At 71.5% G+C, this 23,702-nt stretch carries 23 protein-coding genes and 1 pseudogene; 4 read left to right on the top strand and 20 right to left on the bottom strand.

From position 1 onward, the window contains the following. Nucleotides 1-62 precede the first annotated feature (62 nt). From ABEB00_RS07530 to ABEB00_RS07515, 4 genes and pseudogenes are all read right to left on the bottom strand, one after another. Nucleotides 63-2,708, bottom strand: a complete 2,646-nt coding sequence (locus tag ABEB00_RS07530; protein ID WP_345618196.1) for an ATP-binding protein — start codon at nt 2,706-2,708, stop codon at nt 63-65. A gap of 278 nt (nt 2,709-2,986) precedes the next feature. Further along, nucleotides 2,987-3,310 (bottom strand): STAS domain-containing protein, encoded by a 324-nt coding sequence (locus ABEB00_RS07525; RefSeq protein ID WP_345618195.1) that lies wholly within the window; start codon nt 3,308-3,310, stop codon nt 2,987-2,989. 173 nt (nt 3,311-3,483) lie between these two features. Further along, on the bottom strand, nt 3,484-4,332 hold the full coding sequence (locus tag ABEB00_RS07520; RefSeq protein WP_345618194.1) for a 3-hydroxyacyl-CoA dehydrogenase family protein: 849 nt from the start codon (nt 4,330-4,332) through the stop codon (nt 3,484-3,486). Between the two features lie 149 nt (nt 4,333-4,481). Continuing rightward, a pseudogene (locus ABEB00_RS07515) lies at nt 4,482-4,700 on the bottom strand (TetR/AcrR family transcriptional regulator); the annotation flags it as partial. Nucleotides 4,701-4,739: 39 nt separating this feature from the next. Here ABEB00_RS07515 and ABEB00_RS07510 point away from each other — a divergent pair. Next, on the top strand, nt 4,740-5,312 hold the full coding sequence (locus tag ABEB00_RS07510; protein ID WP_345618193.1) for a cob(I)yrinic acid a,c-diamide adenosyltransferase: 573 nt from the start codon (nt 4,740-4,742) through the stop codon (nt 5,310-5,312). A gap of 10 nt (nt 5,313-5,322) precedes the next feature. Here ABEB00_RS07510 and ABEB00_RS07505 read toward each other — a convergent pair whose 3' ends face one another. After that, nucleotides 5,323-5,913, bottom strand: coding sequence for a hypothetical protein (locus tag ABEB00_RS07505; RefSeq protein WP_345618192.1), 591 nt, complete (start codon nt 5,911-5,913; stop codon nt 5,323-5,325). A gap of 152 nt (nt 5,914-6,065) precedes the next feature. On the opposite strand from ABEB00_RS07505, the gene ABEB00_RS07500 reads away from it, so the two are divergent. The 3 genes from ABEB00_RS07500 (at nt 6,066) to ABEB00_RS07490 (ending at nt 9,873) form a co-directional block, all read left to right on the top strand. Continuing rightward, entirely contained in the window at nt 6,066-7,262 is a 1,197-nt protein-coding gene (locus ABEB00_RS07500) for a sensor histidine kinase (protein WP_345618191.1), read from the top strand. Next, the gene (locus ABEB00_RS07495) at nt 7,259-7,900 is read left to right on the top strand and encodes a response regulator (RefSeq protein ID WP_345618190.1); all 642 of its coding nucleotides are present in this window, start codon (nt 7,259-7,261) and stop codon (nt 7,898-7,900) included. Before ABEB00_RS07500 ends, ABEB00_RS07495 begins: the two co-directional genes overlap by 4 nt. 146 nt (nt 7,901-8,046) lie before the next feature. Next, nucleotides 8,047-9,873 (top strand): glycosyl hydrolase family 18 protein, encoded by a 1,827-nt coding sequence (locus ABEB00_RS07490; RefSeq protein WP_345618189.1) that lies wholly within the window; start codon nt 8,047-8,049, stop codon nt 9,871-9,873. 30 nt (nt 9,874-9,903) lie between these two features. Here the strand turns inward: ABEB00_RS07490 and ABEB00_RS07485 are convergent, their stop codons facing one another. From ABEB00_RS07485 to prmC, 15 genes are all read right to left on the bottom strand, one after another. Then, nucleotides 9,904-10,350, bottom strand: coding sequence for a DUF2550 domain-containing protein (locus ABEB00_RS07485; protein ID WP_345618188.1), 447 nt, complete (start codon nt 10,348-10,350; stop codon nt 9,904-9,906). A gap of 129 nt (nt 10,351-10,479) precedes the next feature. Continuing rightward, complete coding sequence (locus ABEB00_RS07480; protein WP_345618187.1) at nt 10,480-10,854, bottom strand: F0F1 ATP synthase subunit epsilon; 375 nt, start codon at nt 10,852-10,854, stop codon at nt 10,480-10,482. Between the two features lie 112 nt (nt 10,855-10,966). Continuing rightward, the gene (atpD, locus tag ABEB00_RS07475) at nt 10,967-12,415 is read right to left on the bottom strand and encodes a F0F1 ATP synthase subunit beta (protein ID WP_345618186.1); all 1,449 of its coding nucleotides are present in this window, start codon (nt 12,413-12,415) and stop codon (nt 10,967-10,969) included. Then, a complete protein-coding gene (locus tag ABEB00_RS07470; RefSeq protein ID WP_345618185.1) occupies nt 12,415-13,332 on the bottom strand; it encodes a F0F1 ATP synthase subunit gamma in 918 nt (305 codons plus the stop codon). Before ABEB00_RS07470 ends, atpD begins: the two co-directional genes overlap by 1 nt. Before the next feature lie 21 nt (nt 13,333-13,353). Continuing rightward, nucleotides 13,354-14,946 carry a F0F1 ATP synthase subunit alpha gene (gene atpA, locus ABEB00_RS07465; RefSeq protein WP_345618184.1) on the bottom strand — a complete coding sequence of 531 codons (1,593 nt, stop codon included), beginning with the start codon at nt 14,944-14,946 and terminating at the stop codon, nt 13,354-13,356. A 133-nt stretch (nt 14,947-15,079) separates the two neighbouring features. Beyond that, nucleotides 15,080-15,895 (bottom strand): F0F1 ATP synthase subunit delta, encoded by an 816-nt coding sequence (locus ABEB00_RS07460; RefSeq protein ID WP_345618266.1) that lies wholly within the window; start codon nt 15,893-15,895, stop codon nt 15,080-15,082. Nucleotides 15,896-15,897: 2 nt separating this feature from the next. Continuing rightward, a complete protein-coding gene (locus ABEB00_RS07455; RefSeq protein WP_345618182.1) occupies nt 15,898-16,452 on the bottom strand; it encodes a F0F1 ATP synthase subunit B in 555 nt (184 codons plus the stop codon). A gap of 41 nt (nt 16,453-16,493) precedes the next feature. Next, a complete protein-coding gene (gene atpE, locus ABEB00_RS07450; protein WP_024884520.1) occupies nt 16,494-16,724 on the bottom strand; it encodes an ATP synthase F0 subunit C in 231 nt (76 codons plus the stop codon). A 76-nt stretch (nt 16,725-16,800) separates the two neighbouring features. Next, nucleotides 16,801-17,637, bottom strand: a complete 837-nt coding sequence (atpB, locus tag ABEB00_RS07445; RefSeq protein ID WP_345618264.1) for a F0F1 ATP synthase subunit A — start codon at nt 17,635-17,637, stop codon at nt 16,801-16,803. Between the two features lie 210 nt (nt 17,638-17,847). Further along, on the bottom strand, nt 17,848-18,282 hold the full coding sequence (locus tag ABEB00_RS07440) for a Cg1360 family ATP-synthase-associated protein (protein WP_345618181.1): 435 nt from the start codon (nt 18,280-18,282) through the stop codon (nt 17,848-17,850). A gap of 286 nt (nt 18,283-18,568) precedes the next feature. Then, complete coding sequence (locus ABEB00_RS07435) at nt 18,569-19,915, bottom strand: MraY family glycosyltransferase (protein ID WP_345618179.1); 1,347 nt, start codon at nt 19,913-19,915, stop codon at nt 18,569-18,571. A 129-nt stretch (nt 19,916-20,044) separates the two neighbouring features. Then, nucleotides 20,045-21,358 (bottom strand): serine hydroxymethyltransferase, encoded by a 1,314-nt coding sequence (locus ABEB00_RS07430; protein ID WP_345618178.1) that lies wholly within the window; start codon nt 21,356-21,358, stop codon nt 20,045-20,047. 90 nt (nt 21,359-21,448) lie between these two features. Beyond that, complete coding sequence (locus ABEB00_RS07425) at nt 21,449-22,126, bottom strand: arsenate reductase/protein-tyrosine-phosphatase family protein (RefSeq protein ID WP_345618177.1); 678 nt, start codon at nt 22,124-22,126, stop codon at nt 21,449-21,451. Next, on the bottom strand, nt 22,123-22,770 hold the full coding sequence (locus ABEB00_RS07420) for an L-threonylcarbamoyladenylate synthase (protein ID WP_345618176.1): 648 nt from the start codon (nt 22,768-22,770) through the stop codon (nt 22,123-22,125). Before ABEB00_RS07420 ends, ABEB00_RS07425 begins: the two co-directional genes overlap by 4 nt. 52 nt (nt 22,771-22,822) lie before the next feature. After that, nucleotides 22,823-23,662 carry a peptide chain release factor N(5)-glutamine methyltransferase gene (gene prmC, locus ABEB00_RS07415; protein ID WP_345618174.1) on the bottom strand — a complete coding sequence of 280 codons (840 nt, stop codon included), beginning with the start codon at nt 23,660-23,662 and terminating at the stop codon, nt 22,823-22,825. Nucleotides 23,663-23,702 lie beyond the last annotated feature (40 nt).

Below are 23,702 nucleotides of genomic sequence, written 5' to 3'. Positions count from 1 at the left end.
TGGCCGAGGGGGCCGGTTCCCGGACGGGAACCGGCCCCCTCGGCGTCGTGCCCGGCCGGGCCTCAGATGATCCGGGTCGAGTCCGGTCCGGAGCCCGGGCCCTGGTCCGAGCCGCCGGGCGGGAACGCGACGGCGCTGCTCGTGCCGGCCTCCGGCGTGTTCGCGCTGGTGGAGGAGGTGGGGCCGCTCGCCGTGTCCGAGGTCGTCGGGGAGGTCGGCGGATTCTCGGGCTCCGTCGGCGGCTCCTCCGGCTCGGTCGGCGGCTCCTCGGTGTCGGTGGGCACGGGCGTGGTCGGCCTGGTCGGCGGCTTCCCGGTGTCGGTGGGCCGCGGCGTGGCCGGCCCGGTCGGCGGCCGGCTGGTCGGGGGCTTCGCCGACGCCGACGGGTCGCCCGTACCGCTGGGGTCGCGGGTGCCGCTCGGGTCGTCCGACGGGGTGGCCGAGCCGGTGGGCGTGGGGTCGTCGGAGGTGCCGGGGGTGCCGTCCGCGCCGACGCCGGTGGGACCCGCGCCGGCCGCGCCGGACCCGCCGGAGCCGTCGTCGGCACCGTCGGCCGGGTCGGCACCGAGGCTGCTGTCGTCGGCGCCCTGGCTGGCGGACGGGTTGACGCCGACGTTGTCCGAGGGGTTGCCCGCCTCGCCCTCGGAGGTGGCGCCGAGGGTGACCACCGTGCCGAGCACGGCGACCAGCAGGGCGCCCGCGCCGGCCGCGACCAGGTTGCGCCGGGCGAAGCTCTTGATGCCACCCTGGGGCCCCCGGGAGGGGCCGGTGGCCGCGCCGCGGTGCGCGACCACGGTCGGGGACTGCGGGGTCGGCTGGAGCGGCGGGAAGGGCGTGGGGGCGACGGGGGCGGCCGGCGTCGCGGCCCCCTCGGGCCGGGCCCCGGTCACCTCCTCGGCCGCGGCCGGCCCGAGGGCACCCGCAGTCGCCCCGAAGGCGGCCCCGGCCGCCGCGGCGGGCAGGCCGAGGGCGCCGAGGCCGGGGGTGTCGCCCAGGCGGTCGGCGACCAGGGCGAGGGCACGGCGGCCGGCGACGGTGCCGCGCCGGTCGGCGGCGGCGCCGCGCAGCCCGATGGACGCCTCCAGTTCGGCGCGGGCCCGGTCGAGCTGGTCCTCGCACAGGGCGAGGACGCCGAGTTCGTGGAGGAAGTACGCCTGTGCGGCGACGTCCCCGGCCAGCCGGGCGGCCTCGCTGCCGGCGCGCAGCGCCCGCTCCCAGGCGCTCCAGTGCAGCCCGGCGGCGAACGCGGGCGCCGCCGTGCGGGCCAGCTCCACCGCCGCGCTCTCCTCGCCGTCCTCGGCGGGCGGCGCGGCGGCCGGCGCGAGGACGGCGAGGGCGGCCAGGACCGCGTCGGCCTCGGCGCAGACCCGTTCCGGGGTGACCGAGGGGTGCCCGGCCCACCAGGTGTAGTGCTGGGCGGCGGCGAGCACGCGGTCGGTGGCGGCGTCGGCGTATCCGGCGCTCTCCAGTTGGCCCGGCACGCCGGCGCCGAGCCGGTAGCGGGCGCCGACCGGGGTGACCAGGCCGGCGGCGACCAGTTCGCCGAGGGCGGCGTCCGCGTGGGTGTCGCCGGCCAGTGCGGGCAGGTGCGCCTGGTGGGGCACCTCGCCGCCGAGGGCGACGGCGAACTCCAGAGCGGCGCGGGCCGAGGCGCTGAGCCGGGAGGCGAGCAGCGGCGCGGGCGCGGCGGCCTCGCCGAGCGAGGGCAGCGGTACTTCGTCGGTGGTGGCTCCGTCGTAGGGCGCGGCGTCCTCGGGGGCGGCGTCGGCGAAGACGCCGAACTCGTCGACCGCCTCGGCGCCGGCCCGGAGCTTGTCGCGCCGCCGCAGCAGGGCGCCGGCCTGCACGAAGCGCAGCGGCAGGCCCTCGGACTCGAACCAGAGGTCACCGGCCCAGTTGGCCTCCTCCTCGGTCAGAGTCCGGCCGGCCGCGCGCTCCAGCAGTGCCACGGCGTCGGAGCGGTCCAGCCCGGTGAGGACGACCTCCTCGACGGCGGCGTCGGCGGTGGGCGCCGGGACGTCCGGGGTGGCACCGATCAGGAAGGCGCACTCCGGGGTGGCCTCCAGTAGCTCGTCGAGCGCGGCGCCGCCGAACTCGATGTCGTCCAGGACGACGACGGCGCCGATCTCCCGGGCGTGGTCGAGCAGTTCCTCGCGCGCGGGCCGGTGCCGGGGCGAGCGGTGGACGGCGTGGAAGAGGTCGTACAGCAGGTCGTCGGCGGTGCGGTGGAAGCCGCTCAGGCGGACGACGCCGTCGGGCGCGAGGCCCGCGCAGTCCTCGGCGACGACGTCGAGGAGGCTGGTGCGGCCGGAGCCGCCGGGGCCGGTGAGGCGCACGGAACGGCCGCGGGCGAGCAGCCGCACGAGGCGTTCGCGTTCGTCCTCGCGGGCCAGCAGCCCCAGTACGGTCGGGGTCGGCCCCGGCGGGACCGGCGGCCGGGCGGCGCGCTGCACCTCGGCGCGTTCGGCCGCGGTGAGCTTGCGCGGCGCCTCGGGCCGCTCCCCCGGCGGGCAGACCTCGATCTCGCTGCCGTCGACGGGGTTGACGGTGAGCAGGTACTCGCCGGCCACGAGCCGCACCGTGCGGGCCGGTGCGGGCACGGACTGGCCGAAGTCGGAGGTGAGGGGGTCCCTGGGCGAGCGCGGGCGCGGCGGCGGTGCGTCGCCGTCATGGCCGTACGCCTCGGGTCCCCGGTCGTTCGGGTCCATAGGTCTCAAGCCCCCCAAAAGCGTCGTGTGCCTCGGTCACCGGGTCGGGACCACCCTTTCCGGCCTTGCCGCACACCGCGCTGTCGCTTCTGGTCCGGGCCCGCCGGTGGGTCGTGGGACAGCGGGCAGCCAGACCCTAGACCTTCGCCCAGTATCTCCGACAGTCCGGGGTACCGGGCCGTCCGAGACGTCACAGTCTCGTGAGGATTGCGTGTGTCGTGCCGTTCGCCGGCCGGCCTCCGGGTCTTCCCGCCCGTCCGGGCGAGGGGTCCCGCGGGTCACACCCGGGGCAGTGTCTCGACCCCGATGCCGCCCTCGATGGCCAGGATGCGGTGCAGCCGGGTGGCCACCAGCAGGCGCTGCATCTGCGGCGGTACGTCGCGCAGCACCAGGCGCCGGCCACAGCGGCCGGCCCGCCGGTGGGCTCCCATGATCACGCCGAGTCCGGTGGCGTCCCAGGAGTCCAGTTCTGACAGGTCGAGCACGAGGTCGCCGGCTCCGTCGTCGACGGCCGAGTGCAGGACCGTACGGGCGTCCGCCGCGCTGCGGACGTCGAGGCGGCCCCCGACGACCAGCTCGGCGTGGTCGCCCCTGATATGCATATGCGCTCCCCGTGCGTCTCTCGGCTCCGCGAAGTGGTGTCCTACCGGTGTCCGGTGTGCCGTGACAGGTGATGCAAGCTCTGACCGTGTGCAACGGATCGAGGTTGCCACCCGTAAGCGAACCGATACCGAATTCACCCACGCGTGTGATGTTCTGCGGGACGGGCCCGGCTTCAGTGCGTGTAGAAGCCCTGCCCGCTCTTGCGTCCGATGTCACCGGCGTCCACCATCCGGCGCATCAGCTCCGGCGGGGCGAACTTCTCGTCCTGCGACTCGGTGTAGATGTTGCCGGTGGCGTGCAGCAGGATGTCCACGCCGGTCAGGTCGGCGGTGGCCAGCGGCCCCATGGCGTGGCCGAAGCCCAGCTTGCAGGCGAGGTCGATGTCCTCGGCGGTGGCGACGCCCGACTCGTACAGCTTCGCGGCCTCGACGACGAGGGCGGAGATGAGGCGGGTGGTCACGAAGCCGGCCACGTCGCGGTTGACGACGATGCAGGTCTTGCCGGTGGACTCGGCGAACTCGCGTGCGGTGGCGAGGGTTTCGTCGCTGGTCTTGTAGCCGCGTACCAGTTCGCACAACCGCATCATCGGGACCGGTGAGAAGAAGTGGGTGCCGACGACGCGCTCGGGGCGCCCGGTCACGGCCGCGATCTTGGTGATCGGGATGGCGGAGGTGTTGGAGGCGAGGATCGCCTCGTCCTTCACCAGTCCGTCGAGGGCCCGGAAGATCTCGTGCTTGACTTCCAGCTTCTCGAAGACGGCCTCGACGACGACGTCCGCGTCGGCGACGGCGTCCAGATCGGTGGTCGTGGTGATCCGGGCGAGGGCCGCGTCGGCGTCGTGCGCCTCCAGCTTCCCCTTGGCGACGAACTTCTGGTACGACGCCTCGATCCCGTCGGTGCCGCGGCGCAGGGCCTCGTCGGTGACGTCGCGCAGGACGACGTCCCAGCCCGCCTGGGCGGAGACCTGGGCGATGCCGGAACCCATCAGACCGGCTCCGATGACGGCGAGCTTCCGTGCCACTGTACGACTCCCTGATCCGCTGATCCGCTGTGATCCGCGCGGTACCTTCCGCTTCTCTCTCCGGCGGACCCTAGCGCCCGTGAGGGGGCGCTGTGACCGGTAAGTAATGCGCGTCACGTCTCACATGACGGACATCACACCGCGGCGGGTCAGGCGGCGCCCCGTACGGCGTAGTTGAGGACCTTCTCGCTCAACAGCTCCGCCATGTCGTCCAGGAGCAGGAGCATCTCGCGGGAGACCCCGGCCGGGGTGCCGCCCGCGAGCATGCGCCGGCCGATACCGGACATCACGGTCGCGTGCAGCCAACCGATCTGACCGGCGATCAGGTCGGGCAGCGGGTCGCCGGCGGGGGCGCCGGTCTCCTCGCGTTCGGGACGGCCGGGGCGTCACGCCCTAGGCTTGCGCCCATGGTCAATCTGACGCGCATCTACACGAGGACCGGCGACCGGGGCAGCACGGCCCTCGGTGACATGAGCCGGGTGGCCAAGACCGACCTGCGGATCGCCGCCTACGCCGACGCCAACGAGGCGAACGCGGTGATCGGTACCGCGATCGCGCTGGGCGGCCTGGCCGAGGAGGTGGTCAAGGTCCTGGTCCGGGTGCAGAACGACCTGTTCGACGTGGGCGCGGACCTGTCGACGCCGGTGGTGGCGGACCCGGAGTACCCGCCGCTGCGGGTCGAGCAGGGTTACGTCGACAAGCTGGAGGCGGACTGCGACCGCTTCCTCGCCGACCTGGAGAAGCTGCGCTCCTTCATCCTGCCCGGCGGCACCCCCGGCGCGGCCCTGCTGCACCAGGCGTGCACGGTGGTCCGCCGCGCCGAACGCTCGACCTGGGCCGCGCTTGAGGTGCACGGCGAGGTGATGAACGCCCTCACCGCGACCTACCTCAACCGCCTCTCCGACCTGCTGTTCATCCTGGCCCGCAGCGCCAACAGGGAGCTGGGCGACGTGCTGTGGGTGCCGGGCGGGGAGCGGTAGCCGCCCCGGCTCAGTGCCGGGCGCGGTCCTGCTCGCGCTCACGTTCAGGGGTCACGGCCGCGCGGCCGACCGGGGCCTTCTTCGGCCAGATCGCGTACGACAGCGCGATCAGCCCGTGCAGGCCGGCCGCCCGCCAGGCCACGTACTGCCAGCTCTCCAGCGGGCCGGTGCGGCCGGGGTCGTCGACGTACCACATGGCGAGCCGGAGGAGCCCGGTCGCGACGGCGGCGGCCAGCAGCGAGCCGAGCCAGACCGTGCCCTCGTGCCGGGCGCGGGCCATGCCGTGGCGGGGCGGTCCGGCGGGTTTCGGCGCTCCCGCCAGCCGGTGCGCGGCGTGGCCGTCGAGCCACTTCACCGTGCGGTGCCCGTGGCCGACGGTGTAGCCGAGGTAGAGCGCGGCCAGGCCGTGCCTGCCGCTCGGGTCGGCGCCGTTCTTCAGGTCCAGCGCGGTGACGACGAGCAGGACGACCTCCAGCAGCGGCTCGCACAGCAGCAGAGCCGCCCCGGTGCGCGGCATCCGCAGCGGATACCGGAAGACGAGGCCGGCGGCCAGCAGCACCCAGAAACCGATCTCGCAGACGACGATCAGGGCGACGATCACGGCGGACTCCTCTCGGTCGCCCTTCCAGGCTCGCGCGGACGGCGGCCCCGGTCGTCGTCACCGGTGACGAACCTCGCGTACATCGAAAGATGCAGGCGGCGCCCCTCCCCGAGGGGCAGGCGGGTGCCGCCGGTGGCGTGTTGGATGGGACCATGGCCGCCGCCCTCCCCCGCCCGCACCGCTTCGACGTGTCCGTCGCGGCCGGCGGCCTGCTGGGCGGGCTGCTGCTGTGGGGCATCGGGCTCGGCGTCCGGCCGGCCGGCGATCCGATCGTGCTGCTCGACGGCGGCTGGGCGCCGCTGGTCCCGCTCGCCGTGGTGTCCGGCTGCGCACTGCTGCGCCGGACCGCGCCGCGCGCCGCCCTGCTGACCGGCACGGCGGCGGTGGTCCTGGACGTGCTGACCCGGGGCAGCCTGGTCACGGTCGTGATGTACACCGACCTGATGTACGCCGCCGTGCTCTACGGCCCGCCCGCCGCCGCCCGCCGCATCCCCTGGATCACGGGGCTGCTCACCGTGGCCGCGACGGTGGTGCCGCTCGCGGTGTGGCGGGTCCCCGAGGCGCTGCTCGTCGGGGTGGCGGTCGGCATCGTCTCCTTCGGTCCTGCCTCCACCGGGCTGATCGTCCGCAACCACCGCGTGGCCGCCGACGCGGCCCGGCTGCGCGCCGGGCAGACCGCGCTCCTCGCCGAGCAGGACCGCGTCCAGGCGGTCACCGCCGAACGCTCCCGGATGGCCCGCGAACTGCACGACCTGGTCGCGGGCCACCTCTCCGCGATCGCCGTCCACTCCACCGCCGCGCTCTCCCTGGACGACCCGGACACCTCCCGCGAGGCGCTGACCGTCATCCGGGAGAACAGCGTCGAGGGGCTGGCCGAGATGCGGCGGCTGATCGGCATCCTGCGGGACGCCGGCGCGGACCCCGGACCGGCCACCGCCCCCACCCTCGACGGCCTCGCCGACCTCGTCGCGGGGGCCCGCGCCAACGGACTCGACGTGACCCTGCGGGCCGCGCACCTCGACGCACTGCCCACGCCGGTGGAGCTGGCCGCGTACCGGATCGTGCAGGAGTCGCTGACCAACGCGCTGAAACACGCCGCGAAGGGCCCGGTCCGGGTGGCACTGACCAGGGAGGAACGGCTGCTGCGGGTGGCCGTGACCAGCCCGTACGGCGACCGGGCGGCCCCCCGCGCGCCCGGCTCCGGCGCCGGTCTCGTCGGCATGCGGGAGCGGGCCGCGCTGCTGCACGGCACCTTCGAGGCCGGACCGGCCGCCGCCCCCGACGCGGCCGGCGGCGAGGTCTGGGCCGTACGCGCCACCCTGCCCCTCACCGAAGGAGACCCCGCATGATCCGCGTCCTGGTCGCCGAGGACCAGTCCGCCGTCCGCGCCGGACTGGTCCTCATCCTGAACAGCGCCCCCGGCATCGAGGTGGCCGGGGAGGCGGCGGACGGCGAGCGGGCGGTGGCGCTCGCCCGCGAACTCCGGCCGGACCTGGTGCTGATGGACGTGCAGATGCCGCGCCTGGACGGCGTCTCGGCGACCCGGCGGGTGGTCGAGGAGCAGTTGGCCGACGTCCTCGTGCTGACCACCTTCGACCTGGACGAGTACGTCTTCGGGGCGCTGCGGGCCGGAGCCGCCGGGTTCCTGCTGAAGAACACCGAGGCGAAGGACCTCATCGAGGCGGTCCGGACGGTGGCGCGCGGCGAGGGCATCGTGGCCCCGGCCGTCACCCGGCGGCTGATCACCGAGTTCGCCGCGAAACCGGCCCGGCGCGGCGCGGCCGACCCGGCGGTCCTGGAGGGACTGACCCGGCGCGAGCGCGAGGTGCTCCGCTGCCTCGGCGAGGGGCTCTCCAACGCGGCGCTCGCGGCCCGGCTGGAGATGGCCGAGGCGACCGCGAAGACGCACGTCAGCCGACTGCTGGCCAAGCTGGGACTGCGCAGCCGGGTGCAAGCGGCGATGCTGGCGCAGGAGTTGGGGATCTAGCAGGCTTTTCGGTCACTGGTCCAGACCTATTGACCTAAGGTCCAGACCTTTCTATTCTCGCCGCACCGTGGACACGAAGGCTCAGTCGTGTCCGCACCCCATCCCCCTTGCGCCCCTGCGGCGCGATCACCAGAGGGAGGCGCATCGTGCGCTTCAGACACAGAGCCGCGGCCTTGGTCGCGACCCTCGCACTCCCCTTCACCGGCCTCGTCGCCCTCGCCGCCCCCGCCCAGGCGGCCGCCGGTGCCACGGCCAGCTACACCAAGACCCAGGACTGGGGCTCCGGCTTCGAGGGGAAGTGGACGGTGAAGAACACCGGCACCACCACCCTCAGCTCCTGGACCGTCGAGTGGGACTTCCCCGCCGGCACCAAGGTCACCTCCGCCTGGGACGCCACCGTCACCAACTCCGCCGACCACTGGAGCGCCAAGAACCTCGGCTGGAACGGCACCCTCGCCCCCGGCGCCTCCGTCTCCTTCGGCTTCAACGGCTCGGGCTCCGGCGCACCCTCCGGCTGTAAGCTCAACGGCGGCTCCTGCGACGGCACCTCCGTCCCCGGCGACACGGCCCCCTCGGCGCCGGGCACCCCCGCCGCCTCGGACATCACCGACACCTCGGTGAAGCTCTCCTGGTCCGCCGCGACCGACGACAAGGGCGTCAAGAACTACGACGTCCTGCGCGACGGCGCCAAGGTCGCCACCGTCACCGGCACGACGTACACGGACACCGGGCTCACCAAGGGCACCGACTACTCGTACACCGTCCAGGCCCGCGACACCGGCGACCAGACCGGCCCGGCCAGCGGTGCCCGCGCGGTGCGCACCACCGGCGGCGGTGGCACCGACCCCGGCCAGCCCGGCTCCAAGGTCAACCTCGGGTACTTCACCGAGTGGGGCATCTACGGCCGCAACTACCACGTCAAGAACCTGGTGACCTCCGGCTCGGCGGAGAAGATCACCCACATCAACTACTCGTTCGGCAACGTCAAGAACGGCCAGTGCGTCCTCGACGACTCCTTCGCCGCCACCGACAAGGCGTACACCGCGGACCAGTCCGTGGACGGCGTCGCCGACACCTGGGACCAGCCGCTGCGCGGCAACTTCAACCAGCTCCGCAAGCTGAAGGCGAAGTACCCGCACATCAAGGTCCTGTACTCCTTCGGCGGCTGGACCTACTCCGGCGGCTTCGGCCAGGCCGCGCAGAACCCGGCGGCGTTCGCCAAGTCCTGCAAGGCGGTCGTGGAGGACCCGCGCTGGGCCGATGTCTTCGACGGCATCGACATCGACTGGGAGTACCCGAACGCCTGCGGCCTGACCTGTGACACCTCCGGCCCGGCCGCCTTCAAGAACCTGACCTCCGCGCTGCGCACCGAGTTCGGCTCCGACTACCTGGTCACCGCCGCCATCACCGGCGACGGCTCCTCCGGCGGCAAGATCGACGCGGCCGACTACGGCGGCGCCGCGCAGTACCTCGACTGGTACAACGTGATGACGTACGACTACTTCGGCGCCTGGGCGAACACCGGCCCGACCGCCCCGCACTCCCCGCTCACCTCGTACTCCGGCATCCCGACCGCGGGCTTCAACTCGGCGGACGCGATCGCCAAGCTCAAGGCGAAGGGCGTGCCGGCCGCCAAGCTGCTGCTCGGCATCGGCTTCTACGGCCGCGGCTGGACCGGCGTCACCCAGTCCGCGCCCGGCGGCACGGCCACCGGAGCGGCGCCCGGCACCTACGAGGCGGGCATCGAGGACTACAAGGTGCTCAAGAACTCCTGCCCGGTCACCGGCACCGTCGCCGGCACGGCCTACGCGCACTGCGGCACCCAGTGGTGGTCCTACGACACCCCGTCGACCATCGCCGGGAAGATGGCCTGGGCCAAGAGCCAGGGCCTGGGCGGCGCCTTCTTCTGGGAGTTCAGCGGTGACACCGCCAACGGCGAGCTGGTCTCCGCGATCAGCAACGGCCTGAAGTAACCCGAGAAGTACCTGGGCGAGTGAATGTGGCTACGCCACATTCACTCGCTGTCCGGGTGGGGCTGCCTCCAGCCAGGCGAGGAAGCCGGTCAGCGCGTCATCGCTCATCGCCAGTTCGAGCCGGGTCCCGCGGTGCTGACACGCGAGGACCACGGCGTCCGAGAGCAGCGCCAGCTCCTCCTCGCCGTCGGGGACCCGGCGGCCGGCCACCTCGATCGCCGAGCGCTCCAGGACCCGGCGCGGGCGCGGCGAGTACGAGAAGACGCGGTACCACTCGACGCGGTCACCGTTGTAGCGGGCCACCCCGTAGGCCCAGCCCTTGCCGTCGCCGTCGCCCTCTTTGGGGGCGTCCCAGCGCACGGAACAGTCGAAGGTGCCGCCGGACCGCTGGATCAGCCGGCGCCGCAGACCGAAGACGAAGAGTCCCATCACCACGAGAGCGACGACAATTCCGCACACGGTCAGAGCGAGGACCATCGACACCGACCTCCTCGTCTCCTAGGTAACGGAACGTAAAAAACATCCACATCTGCCTCAGCCGCGGCCGGGTCCGGATCACTCCGGTCCCAGCCGCGGCTGAGTCACGTCATAGCACAGCCGGTCGGCTCAGTGCGCCGCCGCCGCCCGCAGCCGGACGTCCGCGCGGCGCTCGGCGGAGGCGTCGCCGTCCGCCTTCGCCCGCTCCAGCTCGCGCTCGACGCGCTGGACGTCGATCTCGTCCGACAGCTCGGCGATCTCGGCCAGCAGCGACAGCTTGTCGTCCGCGAACGAGATGAAACCGCCGTGCACCGCGGCGACGACCGTCCCACCGTCACTCGTACGGATGGTCACCGGGCCCGACTCCAGCACACCGAGCAGCGGCTGGTGACCGGGCATGACGCCGATGTCGCCGGACGTGGTGCGCGCGACGACCAGGGTGGCCTGGCCGGACCAGACCTCTCGGTCGGCCGCGACCAGCGCGACGTGCAGCTCAGCAGCCAAGGTGGCTCCTCGGGTCACCACCCGGCGGGTCCGCCGGGTGTGGGTTACAAGTCTAAGGGGCGTGACGAAGGGGGCGGGACGTGCCCGCCCCCTCGTCGTTCGGCAGCCGGGGTCAGGAGACGCCCAGCTCCTTCGCGTTCTTCTTCAGGTCCTCGATACCACCGCACAGGAAGAACGCCTGCTCCGGGAAGTGGTCGTACTCGCCGTCGCAGATCGCGTTGAACGCGGCGATCGACTCGTCCAGCGACACGTCGGAGCCGTCCACACCGGTGAACTGCTTGGCGACGTGCGTGTTCTGGGACAGGAAGCGCTCCACGCGGCGGGCCCGCTGGACGACCAGCTTGTCCTCCTCGCCGAGCTCGTCGATGCCGAGGATCGCGATGATGTCCTGCAGGTCCTTGTACTTCTGCAGGATGTTCTTCACGCGCATGGCCGTGTTGTAGTGGTCCGCGGCGATGTACCGCGGGTCCAGGATCCGGGACGTCGAGTCCAGCGGGTCCACGGCCGGGTAGATGCCCTTCTCCGAGATCGGACGGGAGAGCACCGTCGTCGCGTCGAGGTGGGCGAAGGTGGTGGCCGGGGCCGGGTCGGTCAGGTCGTCCGCGGGGACGTAGATCGCCTGCATCGAGGTGATCGAGTGACCGCGGGTCGAGGTGATGCGCTCCTGGAGGAGACCCATCTCGTCGGCCAGATTCGGCTGGTAGCCCACCGCGGAGGGCATCCGGCCGAGCAGGGTCGAGACCTCGGAACCGGCCTGCGTGAAGCGGAAGATGTTGTCGATGAAGAACAGCACGTCCTGCTTCTGGACGTCACGGAAGTACTCGGCCATGGTGAGGCCGGCCAGCGCGACGCGCAGACGGGTGCCCGGGGGCTCGTCCATCTGACCGAAGACCAGGGCGGTCTTGTCGATGACGCCCGACTCGCTCATCTCGTCGATGAGGTCGTTGCCCTCACGGGTGCGCTCACCGACACCGGCGAACACCGAGACACCGTCGTGGTTGTTGGCGACGCGGTAGATCATCTCCTGGATGAGCACCGTCTTGCCGACGCCGGCGCCGCCGAACAGACCGATCTTGCCGCCCTTGACGTACGGGGTCAGCAGGTCGATGACCTTGACGCCGGTCTCGAACATCTCGGTCTTCGACTCGAGCTCGTCGAAGCGCGGGGCCTTGCGGTGGATGGACCAGCGCTCGCCCGTGTACTTCTCGTCGGTGTTCAGCACCTCACCGAGGGTGTTGAACACCTTGCCCTTGGTGAAGTCGCCGACCGGAACGGTGATGCCGTTGCCGGTGTCGGTGACCGCGGCCTGGCGGACCAGACCGTCGGTGGGCTGCATGGAGATGGTGCGGACCAGGCCGTCACCCAGGTGCTGGGCGACCTCCAGGGTCAGCAGCTTCCGCTCGCCGGCGTTGGCCGGGTCGGCCACCTCGACGTGCAGGGCGTTGTAGATCTCCGGCATCGCGTCGACGGGGAACTCCACGTCGACGACCGGGCCGATGACCCGCGCGACGCGGCCCGTGGCCACGCCCGCCGCGGCGGTCGGCTCAACAGTGGTGGTCATTACTTGTCACTCCCCGCGGTCGCGTCGGCCAGGGCGCTGGCGCCACCGACGATCTCGCTGATTTCCTGGGTGATTTCGGCCTGGCGGGCCGCGTTGGCAAGACGGGAGAGCGTGTTGATCAGCTCGCCCGCGTTGTCGGTGGCCGACTTCATCGCGCGCCGCGTGGCGGCGTGCTTGGAGGCGGCCGACTGAAGCATCGCGTTGTAGATCCGGCTCTCGACGTACCGGGGCAGCAGGGCGTCGAGGACGTCCTCCGCCGACGGCTCGAAGTCGAACAGCGGAAGGATCTCGCCCTTGGCGGACGACTCCTTCGCCACCTCGTCGAGGCGCAGCGGCAGAAGCTGGTCGCCGATCGCCGTCTGCGTCATCATCGAGACGAACTCCGTGTAGACGATGTGGAGTTCGTCCACGCCGCCGTCCGCGGTGTCCTTCTCGATCGCCTCGATCAGCGGGGCCGCGACCTTCTTGGCGTCCGCGTAGGTGGGCTCGTCGGTGAAGCCGCTCCACGACTCCGTGATCTTGCGCTCACGGAAGTTGTAGTGGGCGACCCCCCGGCGGCCGACGATGTAGACGACGACCTCCTTGCCTTCGCGCTCCAGCCGCTCACCGAGCCGCTCCGCCTGCTTGATGGCGTTGGAGTTGAAGGCACCGGCCAGCCCGCGGTCGCTCGTCAGCAGCAGCACCGCGGAACGGGTGACCGTCTCGGCCTGGGTGGTCAGCGGGTGCCTGGTGTGAGAACCCGTGCCGACCGCCGTGACCGCGCGGGTCAGTTCGTTCGCGTACGGCGTGGAGGCCGCCACCTTGCGCTGCGCCTTGACGACACGCGAGGCGGCGATCATCTCCATCGCCTTGGTGATCTTCTTGGTCGCGGTGACGGATCGGATGCGACGCTTGTAGACCCGGAGCTGGGCTCCCATGAGTCAGGTCCCTTCCTTACGTCACTTGGCGGAAGCGGCAGGAGCGTCCTCGCCGAGCAGCTTGCCGTCGGCGGTCTCGAACTGCTTCTTGAACTCCACGATGGCGTCGCCGACGGCCTGCAGGGTGTCGTCGGACATCTTGCCGCCCTCCTTGATGGAGGTCATCAGGCCCTGCTCCTTGCGGTGCAGGTACTCGAGCAGCTCCTTCTCGAAGCGGCTGATGTCGGCGACCGGCACGTCGTCCATGCGGCCGGTGGTGCCGGCCCAGACGGAGACGACCTGGTCCTCGGTGGCCATCGGCTGGTACTGGGGCTGCTTCAGCAGCTCCACCAGTCGCTGACCGCGCTCGAGCTGCGACTTCGACGCGGCGTCCAGGTCGGAACCGAAGGCGGCGAACGCCTCCAGCTCACGGTACTGGGCGAGGTCGAGGCGGAGCCGGCCGGAGACCTGCTTCATCGCCTTGTGCTGCGCGGAACCACCGACTCGGGAGACGGAGATACCGACGTTCAGCGCGGGGCGCTGACCGGCGTTGAAGAGGTCCGACTCCAGGAAGCACTGGCCGTCGGTGATGGAGATGACGTTGGTCGGGATGAACGCCGAGACGTCGTTGGCCTTGGTCTCGACGATCGGCAGACCGGTCATCGAGCCGGCGCCCATCGCGTCGGAGAGCTTGGCGCAGCGCTCCAGCAGACGGGAGTGCAGGTAGAAGACGTCGCCCGGGTAGGCCTCGCGCCCCGGCGGGCGGCGCAGCAGCAGCGACACGGCGCGGTAGGCGTCGGCCTGCTTCGACAGGTCGTCGAAGATGATCAGGACGTGCTTGCCCTCGTACATCCACTGCTGGCCGATGGCCGAGCCGGTGTACGGCGCCAGGTACTTGAAGCCGGCCGGGTCGGAGGCCGGGGCGGCGACGATGGTGGTGTACTCCAGCGCGCCGGCGTCCTCCAGGGCGCCCCGCACGGAGGCGATGGTCGAGCCCTTCTGGCCGATGGCGACGTAGACGCAGCGGACCTGCTTCTTCGGGTCGCCCGAGCGCCAGTTGTCGCGCTGGTTGATGATCGTGTCGACGGCCAGGGCGGTCTTGCCGGTCTGGCGGTCGCCGATGATGAGCTGACGCTGGCCGCGGCCGACCGGGGTCATCGCGTCGACGGCCTTGTAGCCGGTCTCCATCGGCTCGTGCACCGACTTGCGGTCCATGACCGTGGGGGCCTGCAGTTCGAGGGCGCGACGCGCGCTGGTCTCGATCTCGCCGAGGCCGTCGATCGGGTTGCCGAGCGGGTCGACGACGCGGCCGAGGTAGCCCTCGCCCACCGCGACGGAGAGGACCTCGCCGGTACGGGTGACCGGCTGCCCCTCCTCGATGCCGCTGAACTCACCGAGGACGACGCAGCCGATCTCGCGCTCCTCGAGGTTGAGGGCGAGACCGAGGGTGCCGTCCTCGAACTTCAGCAGTTCGTTGGCCATGGCCGAGGGGAGACCCTCGACCTTCGCGATGCCGTCGCCGGCAAGGGTGACCGTACCGACCTCCTCGCGCGAGGCCGCGTCCGGCTTGTACGACTGGACGAAGGTCTCCAGTGCGTCCCGGATCTCCTCCGGCCGGATCGTGAGCTCCGCCATCTGGGTTCCCTGCTCTCCTTGTTGGGCCCGAAGTTTCACTGCGGGGGGTGGGGACTCCCCCCTGAACGAGGTGAATCCTCTGCACGGCCCAACCGGGCCGTAGGTACACGTACGTACTGCTATGAAGTTGCTGCTAGCCCGCCAGGCGGCGGCCGGCGTCCTCGAGGCGGTCCGCGATGGAGCCGTTGATGACCTCGTCACCGACCTGCACCTGGATCCCGCCGAGGACCGCGGGGTCCACGTCGAGGTTGAGGTGCATGGGACGGCCGTAGAGCTTCGCGAGGGCGGCGCCCAGGCGCTGCTTCTGCGGGTCGCTCAGCGGTACCGCCGAGGTGACGACGGCGACCATGCGGTTGCGGCGCTCCGCGGCGAGCTTGGACAGGGACTCGAGTCCCGACTCCAGGCTACGTCCCCGCGGCGCGGTCACCAGGCGGGTCACCAGACGCTCGGTGGTGGGCCTGGCCCGGCCGCCGAGGAGGCTGCGCAGCAGCTCGCCCTTGGCCGGGACGGTGGCCTTGCGGTCGGTCAGCGCGGCCCGCAGCTCCGTGTTGGAGGAGACGATCCGGCCGAACCGGAACAGCTCGTCCTCGACGTCGTCCAGGGAGCCGTCGCGCTGTGCGGCGGTGAGGTCGGCGGTGTCCGCCAGCTCCTCCAGCGCGTCCACGAGGTCGCGGGAGCGCGACCAGCGCGAGCGCACCAGGCCGGCCACCAGGTCGGCGGCGGAACCGCTGACCTGGGTGCCGAGCAGGCGCTGGACCAGGACGGCCTTGCCCTCGCCGGTCTGCGCCGGGTCGGTGAGGACCCGACGCAGGCTGACCTCACGGTCGAGCAGTGCGGTGACGGAGGCCAGCTCACCGGCGAGCGTTCCGGCGTCGACGGACGTGGAGTCCGTCAGCGCGTCGAGACGCTCGCGTGCGGCGACCAGGGCCCCGCGGCTCGCTCCGTGCACGGTCATCGGGTCGCCTCTGCCGTCGTCGCCTTGTCGTCGAGCTCGTCCAGGAAGCGGTCGATGACACGGCTCTGCCGGGCGTGGTCCTCCAGGGACTCGCCGACCAGCTTGCCGGCCAGCTCGGTGGCGAGCTTGCCGACGTCCTGGCGCAGCGACGACGCGGCGGCCTTGCGGTCGGCGTCGAGCTGGGCGTGACCGGCGGCGACGATCTCCTCACGCTGCCGCTGGCCTTCCGCGCGCATCTCGGCGATGAGCGTGGCGCCCTGCTCCTGCGCCTCCTGGCGCAGACGCGCGGCCTCGTGCCGGGCCTCGGCGAGCTGCGCCTTGTACTGCTCGAGGACGCTCTGGGCCTCGGTCTGCGCGGCCTCGGCCTTCTCGATACCGCCCTCGATGGCCTCGCGACGCTCTTCCAGAACCTTGTTGATGTTCGGGAGGAGCTTCTTGGCGAGGAAGCCGAAGACGATGACGAAGGCGATCAGGCCGATGACAAGCTCGGGGATCGGCGGGATGAGGGGATTTTCCATCTCCTCGGCCGCTACCGTGAGGAGCTGGCTCATGTAAGTGCCTTTCGTCTAGTCGGCTGGAAGTTGATCCGGGATCACTTGCCGTAGACGAACGGCATGACCAGACCGATCAGGGCGAGCGCCTCACAGAACGCGAAGCCGAGGATCTGGTTGGCGCGGATCAGGCCGGCCGCTTCGGGCTGACGGGCGAGGGCCTGGGTGCCGTTACCGAAGATGATGCCGACGCCGACGCCGGGGCCGATGGCAGCGAGGCCGTAACCGATGGAGCCGAGCGAGCCGGAAACAGCGGCAAGGGTCTGGGACATGCCAGTTCTTCCTTTTCTTTACGGACCCGGTGGGGGTTGGCCACCGGACGAATCAGGGGTGGGGGTGCAGGGGCGCTCAGTGGTTCTCGGCGAGCGCGCCCTGGATGTACGTGCACGTGAGGAGCACGAAGACGTACGCCTGAAGTGCCTGGATGAAAAGTTCGAAGGCCGTCATGACGATCGTCATGATGAAGCTGACGCCCGCGTAGGCGATGCCGACACCGTTCAGCAGGTACCAGCTTGCGATCGTGAAGAGCAGCAGCAGGGTGTGGCCCGCGAACATGTTCGCGAAGAGACGCACGGCGTGCGTGAAGGGCCGCACCAGCAGGTTCGAGAAGAACTCGATGACCATGGCCAGCGGAAGCACCGCGCCGAGCGACTTGTCGTAACCCGTGACGTTCTTGAAGAAGCCGACGAAGCCGTGCCGCTTGAACGTGAGCGAGACCCACAGGACGTACACGATGAGAGCGAGCACCGCGGGGTAGGCGATGATCGAGGTCACCGGGAACTGGGCGACCGGGACGATCGACCAGAGGTTCATCATCCAGATGAAGAAGAAGAGGGAGACAACCAGCGGAACGTACTTCTCTCCCTCCTTCTTGCCGATGGTCTCGTAGACGACACCACGTCGGATGAAGTCGTAGCCGGTCTCGGCGACCATCTGCAGCTTGCCCGGGACCACCTTCGGCTTGCGGAAGGCGGCCCAGAAGAAGCCGACGATGATGACCGAGCCCAGCAACGCCAGCAGCATCGGCTTGTTGAAGTACAGGTTGCTCTTCGCCTCGCCCCAGAGGGGCTCGAACAGGAACGAGTGCAGGCCGGGAGCCGGGAAGCCACAGCCGTCGAAGATGTGGCAATCGGTCTCGAAGGCGAGCACCTGCGTCGGGTCAGCACTCACCGCGGGCTCCTTCAGCGTGGCGCATGGATACGGCAACCTCGTTGTGTCGGCGCGGCACGGGGCCGCAGTTCGGCACGGGACTGGTGTTACGGATGTGGGGGCGGCTGTGGGGCATCTCGCCTCGCGAATGAGCAGGCGTCAGCTCGGATGCCCGCGCCCGCGATGCCGCAGTTGGCACCGGACGATAGCAGGACTTCGCATGCCTCTTTATCCCGGCCCTACCCGTCACGACGAGTGCCCCGTCTTTTCAGGCTTGTCGACCGTCGAGTCGGGCTCGACGTAGAGAATCTTGGACTTCATGTGGGCGCGCGTCTGCGCGGCGATCCACGCCAGCGTGACGGCGACCAACGTGATCGCGAACGACCGGGGGTTGAACAGCGTCGTGTTCTTGAACGCGGCGAGGAAGACGAACAGCAGCAGGATCTGAGCCGCGTAGAGCATCAGACCCATCGCCTGGAACAGATGCGGAAGCGTTTTGGCGGTGCGCTGCAGGACGTACAGGCCGATACCCATGAAGACCATCGCCACCAGCGTCGCGACCACGGCCCCCACCGCACCCTTGCCACCCGCGACCACACCGCTGACCACGGCGGCGATGGCGCCGACGGCAACAGTGGGCACAGCGGCCTGGAGCAGGATCCGGACGTCGTTGGACGGCATGGCGGCAACTCCGCTTTTTCACAGGGGGCAGGGTGTCGTCATGGACGAGCGTAGTCCGGGCTGAGTGAGGTCCTCACGCCAAGAGACCGTCGCACCACGGCCCTTCGGCTCTACCCGGGGGTTCTCGTGAACCGTATCACAAACTATTTGATGAGGTCTTTACCTGGGAGTGTGCGCGCTGTCACACATGAGAGTGACCGTGCGCGTTTGTGCGTGCACCGGGGTGACTTGTCTGGTAATGGGGCACTTTGCTTTCCCACGGATTGGCAATGCTCTAGTCAGATTCTTACCTTGGCAGCCGCGAACGAGGGCCGACGGCCGTCGCGCCGTTGACGCCGGGGGCGGCCGAGATCCCCGCCGGCACCCGGACCTCGGCGTCCTCGCCCGGCTCGGCCGTGACGTCCGCCGCCTCCGTCGTCTCCGCCGCCTCCGCCGTCTCGGCCCCGCTCTCCTCGGCCGGCGCGCCGATCGCTCGCCGCCGGTAGCGGGGCGGCACGAAGCGCTGCGCCCACCGGGGCGCCCGCGGGGTGAAGCGGGGCAGCAGGAGCAGGGCCAGGCCGACCGCGCTGAGGAAGACCACACCCAGCACGATCCACATCGACGCCGAGTTCACCGAGTAGGCAAGGGCTCCGAAGGCGATCAGCGCCGACCAGAAGTACATGATCAGCACCGCCCGGCTGTGGCTGTGGCCCACTTCCAGCAGCCGGTGGTGCAGGTGGCCGCGGTCCGCCGCGAACGGCGACTGACCCCGCCAGGTGCGCCGCACGATGGCCAGGATCAGGTCGGCGGCCGGGATGGCGATGATGGTCAGCGGCATCAGCAGCGGGATGTAGACGGGCACCATCTGGTGCACGGTGCTGCGCTCGGACCCGCCGAAGAGGTTGTCCGGGTCCACCTGCCCCGTGACGGAGATCGCGCCGGCGGCGAGCACCAATCCGATCAGCATCGAACCGGAGTCGCCCATGAAGATGCGCGCGGGGTGCATGTTGTGCGGCAGGAAGCCCAGGCACATACCCATGAGGATGGTCACGAACAACGTTGCCGGGGCGGCGGCCTCGATGCCGTAGGAGTACCAGATGCGGTAGGTGTACATGAAGAACGCGGCAGCCGCGATGCACACCATGCCGGCCGCCAGGCCGTCGAGACCGTCCACGAAGTTGACCGCGTTGATGGTGATGACGACGAGCGCGACCGTCAGCAGGGTGCCCTGCCACTGGGTCAGGGCGACCGTGCCGACACCAGGGATGGGCAGCCACAGGATCGTCAGACCCTGCACCACCATCACGCCCGCGGCGATCATCTGGGCGCCCAGCTTGATCAGGGCGTCGATCTCGAACTTGTCGTCCAGGACACCGATCAACCAGATCACGGCCGCCCCCGACAGCAGGGCGCGCGGCTCGTTGGAGGTCTCGAAGACCTGGTTGAGGTTGGTGAGGTGGTCGGCGACGAGCATGCCCGCGCACAGACCGAAGAACATGGCGATCCCGCCGAGCCGCGGAGTGGGCTCCCGGTGCACGTCACGTGCCCGGATCTCCGGCATCGCCCCCGCCACGATCGCGAACTTCCGCACCGGCCCTGTCAGCAGATACGTCACCGCGGCCGTGACGCAGAGCGTCAGCAGGTATTCACGCACGGGCTTCCCCACAGATCTCGCTGGCCATTCCAGCCCCACACACTAGCGATGCGCGCATACGAGTGGGGACTTCCGGGTAGCGACGATGGTTGCACGATCGGCTGTGCGAACGTGAGCGCGTCCCCTCCCTCACCCCGGATACGGCGGAAATGCCCCGGCCAGTTCCCGGGCCTCGCCCCGCGCCCGGGCGGCTCCGGTCTCCCCGGTGAGCACGCGCGCGAGCAGCGAGCCGATCGCCGCCATCTCCGCCTCCCCCATGCCCTGGGTGGTGACCGCCGCCGTGCCCAGCCGCAGACCGCGGGCGGCGGCCCCGACAGGCGCGGCCCCGGCAGGCGCGGCCCCGGCGGATGCGGCCCCGGTCCCGCCGCCCGGCAGGGCGCAGCAGTCCAGCACCAGCCCGGCGGCGGCCAGCAGGCCCCGGGCGCTCCTGCCGTCGACGCCGAGCGGCGCGGGGTCGGCGGTCAGCAGGTGGGTGTCCGTGCCGCCGGTGGTGACGGCCAGCCCCTCGGCGGCCAGCCGGGCGGCGAGCGCCCGCGCGTTGGCGACCACCTGCCGGGCGTAGGCGGCGAAGGCCGGTGTCGACGCCTCCCCGAAGGCGACCGCCTTGGCGGCGATGGTGTGCATCTGCGCGCCACCCTGGGTGAACGGGAAGACCGCCCGGTCGATCCGCCCGGCCAGTTCGCTCCCGCACAGGATCATGCCGCCGCGCGGACCGCGCAGCACCTTGTGGGTGGTGGCGCAGACCACGTCGGCGTACGGCACCGGATTCGGCGCCGCTCCCCCGGCGACGAGCCCGATGGGGTGGGCGGCGTCCGCGACGAGATAGGCGCCGACCTCGTCGGCGACCTCCCGGAAGAAGGCGTGGTCGAGGTGGCGCGGGTAGGCGATCGAACCGCAGACGATGGCCCGGGGCAGATGCGCGCGGGCCAGGGCACGCATCCGGTCGTGGTCGACGAGGCCGCTCCCGGCGTCCACCCCGTAGGCGACGAACCGGAACAGGCGGCCGGCGAGGTGCGCGGGCGAGCCGTGCGTGAGGTGGCCGCCGTCCGGCAGGCCGAGGGCGAGGACGGTGTCGCCGGGGCGCAGCAGCGCCGCGTAGGCGGCGAGCACCGCCGCGGAGCCGGAGTGGGGCTGCACATTGGCGTGTCCGGCGCCGAACAGCGCCTTGGCCCGGGTCACCGCGAGCCGTTCGGCGGCGTCGGCCTGCTCGCAGCCGCCGTGGTGCCGGGCGCCCGGATAGCCCTCGGCGTACTTGTTGGCGAGCGGGGAGCCGAGCGCGGCCAGCACGGCGGGCGAGGTGAAGTTCTCGGCGGCGCTGAGCTGCAGGGTGGTCGCCTGCCGGTGGTGCTCCCCGAGCAGGATCTCGGCCAGCTCGGGGTCCTGGCGGCGCAGCACCTCGACGGCGGCGGCAGCGGCGGCCTCGGCGGGAGGGGTGACCGACATGGTGCGCTCCGGGCATGCGTCGACGTGGTGACGTACGACCAATGTAGGCCCGGGGCGGCGGCCGTGCCCGGTCACCGGCGGTGGTGGCGGTCAGGTGTGGGAGGCCACGCCGGTCAGGGCCGTGACCACCGGGTCCAGCGCCTGGTGTATCTCGTCCCCGATGGACCGGAAGAAGGTGAGCGGCGCCCCGTACGGGTCGTACACCTCGTCCGCCTCGGCGGTCGGCGCCAGCAGCCACCCGCGCAGCGCCGCGGCGGCGCGCACCAGGGCGCGCGCGCGGGCGACCACGCCCTCCTCCAGGGAGGGCAGGGTCGCCGGGTCGATGGCGTTCACCAGGCGGGTGAACTCCTTCAGGGTGAAGGTGCGCAGGCCCGCGGAGTGGCCCATGGAGATGACCTGGGCGCGGTGGTCGCGGGTCGCGGTCAGCACCAGGTCGGCGCGGATGACGTGCTCGTCGAGCAGTTCCCGGCCGGTGAAGCCGGAGGCGTCCGCGCCGAAGTCGGCGAGCACCGCCTCCGCGTTGGCCTCCATGGGGGCGCCCTCGTGGCCCCAGGTGCCCGCGGACTCCACGATGAGCCCGCCGCCCAGCAGGCCGAGCCGCTCCGACACGAGATGCCGGGTCAGCCGCTCGGTGATGGGCGAGCGGCACACGTTGCCGGTGCTGACGTGGAGGATGCGGAAGCTGTCGCGCGGAAAGCCGAAGGTGGTGGTCACCTCCGCGAGGCGTTCTGCGCTGCCTATGCCCCGCCCCGCCTCAGGGGCCGTCAATTCGCCACCTCGAGGTCGGGTACGACCTTCCTCAGCTCCTCGGCCGACAGCGCGCCGGCCCGCAGCAGCACGGGCACCTCGCCGGTGACGTCGACGATGGAGGAGGGGACGTTGCCCGGGGTCGGGCCGCCGTCCAGGTAGACGGAGACGGAGTCGCCGAGCATCGCCTGGGCGGCGTCGCAGTCCTCCGGCGCGGGGTGCCCGGTGAGGTTGGCGGAGGAGACGGCCATCGGGCCGAACTCGGTGAGCAGCTCGATGGCGACCGGGTGCAGCGGCATGCGCACCGCGACCGTGCCCCGGGTGTCCCCGAGGTCCCACTGGAGGGACGGCTGGTGCCTGGCGACGAGGGTGAGCGCGCCCGGCCAGAAGGCGTCGACCAGTTCCCAGGCCAGCTCGGAGAAGTCCGTGACGAGGCCGTGCAGGGTGTTCGGGGAGCCGATGAGGACGGGCGTGGGCATGTTGCGGCCCCGGCCCTTGGCCGCCAGCAGGTCGACGACGGCCTCCGAGGAGAACGCGTCGGCGCCGATGCCGTACACCGTGTCCGTCGGCAGCACCACCAGTTCGCCACGGCGGACGGCCGACGCGGCCTCGCGCAGACCCGTCACACGGTCGGTCGCGTCGTTGGTGTCGTATCGCCGTGCCATGTCTAGCGGGCCTCCTCGTACACGTACTGCGGGGTCGAAGTCTCGGGAGCGGTCACGGCAGCGCCTTGCGGGCGGTGGCGAACCGGGGGCGGTTGTTGAGGTCGGGGTGGTCGGCCGCGTCGGCCCAGCCCCGCTCCTCGGTGAAGATCCACGGCACCTGGCCGCCCTGGGTGTCGGCGTGCTCGACGACGACGACCCCGCCGGGCCGCAGCAGGCGGTGGGCGGTGCGCTCCAGGCCGCGGATGAGGTCGAGGCCGTCCTCGCCGGAGAAGAGCGACATCTGCGGGTCGTGGTCGCGGGCCTCGGGGGCGACGTACTCCCACTCGGTGAGCGGGATGTACGGCGGGTTGGTGATGACCAGGTCGACCTGGCCGTCCAGGTCCGGGAAGGCCGTCAGGGCGTCGCCCTGGCGCAGCTCGACCCTGGACCCCGCCATGTTCCGCCGGGTCCACACCAGGGCGTCCTCGGACAGCTCCACGGCGTACACCCGCGAGCGCGGCACCTCCTGGGCGAGGGCGAGCGCGATGGCACCCGAGCCGGTGCACAGGTCGACGATGCAGGGCTCCACGACGTCCATGGCGCGCACGGCGTCTATGGCCCAGCCGACCACCGACTCGGTCTCCGGGCGGGGCACGAACACCCCGGGGCCGACCTGCAGCTCCAGGTAGCGGAAGTAGGCGCGTCCGGTGATGTGCTGGAGCGGTTCGCGGGCCTCGCGGCGGGCGACGACCTCCCAGTACCGGGCGTCGAAGTCCACGTCCTTGACGGTGTGCAGTTCGCTCCGCTTGACGCCGTGCAGGTACGCGGCGAGTTCCTCCGCGTCGGTGCGCGGGGAGGGCACGCCGGCGTGGGCCAGCCGCTGGGTGGCCTGGGCCACCTCCGCGAGCAGCACGCTGCGGGGGTTCGGGGGTCGCCCCCCGTGATGTTGCTGC

Source organism: Streptomyces ziwulingensis (assembly GCF_039542605.1).
GTDB lineage: Bacteria > Actinomycetota > Actinomycetes > Streptomycetales > Streptomycetaceae > Streptomyces > Streptomyces ziwulingensis.
The sequence above is the reverse complement of the archived record's forward strand: the minus strand, read 5'-3'. Positions and strand labels throughout refer to the sequence as shown.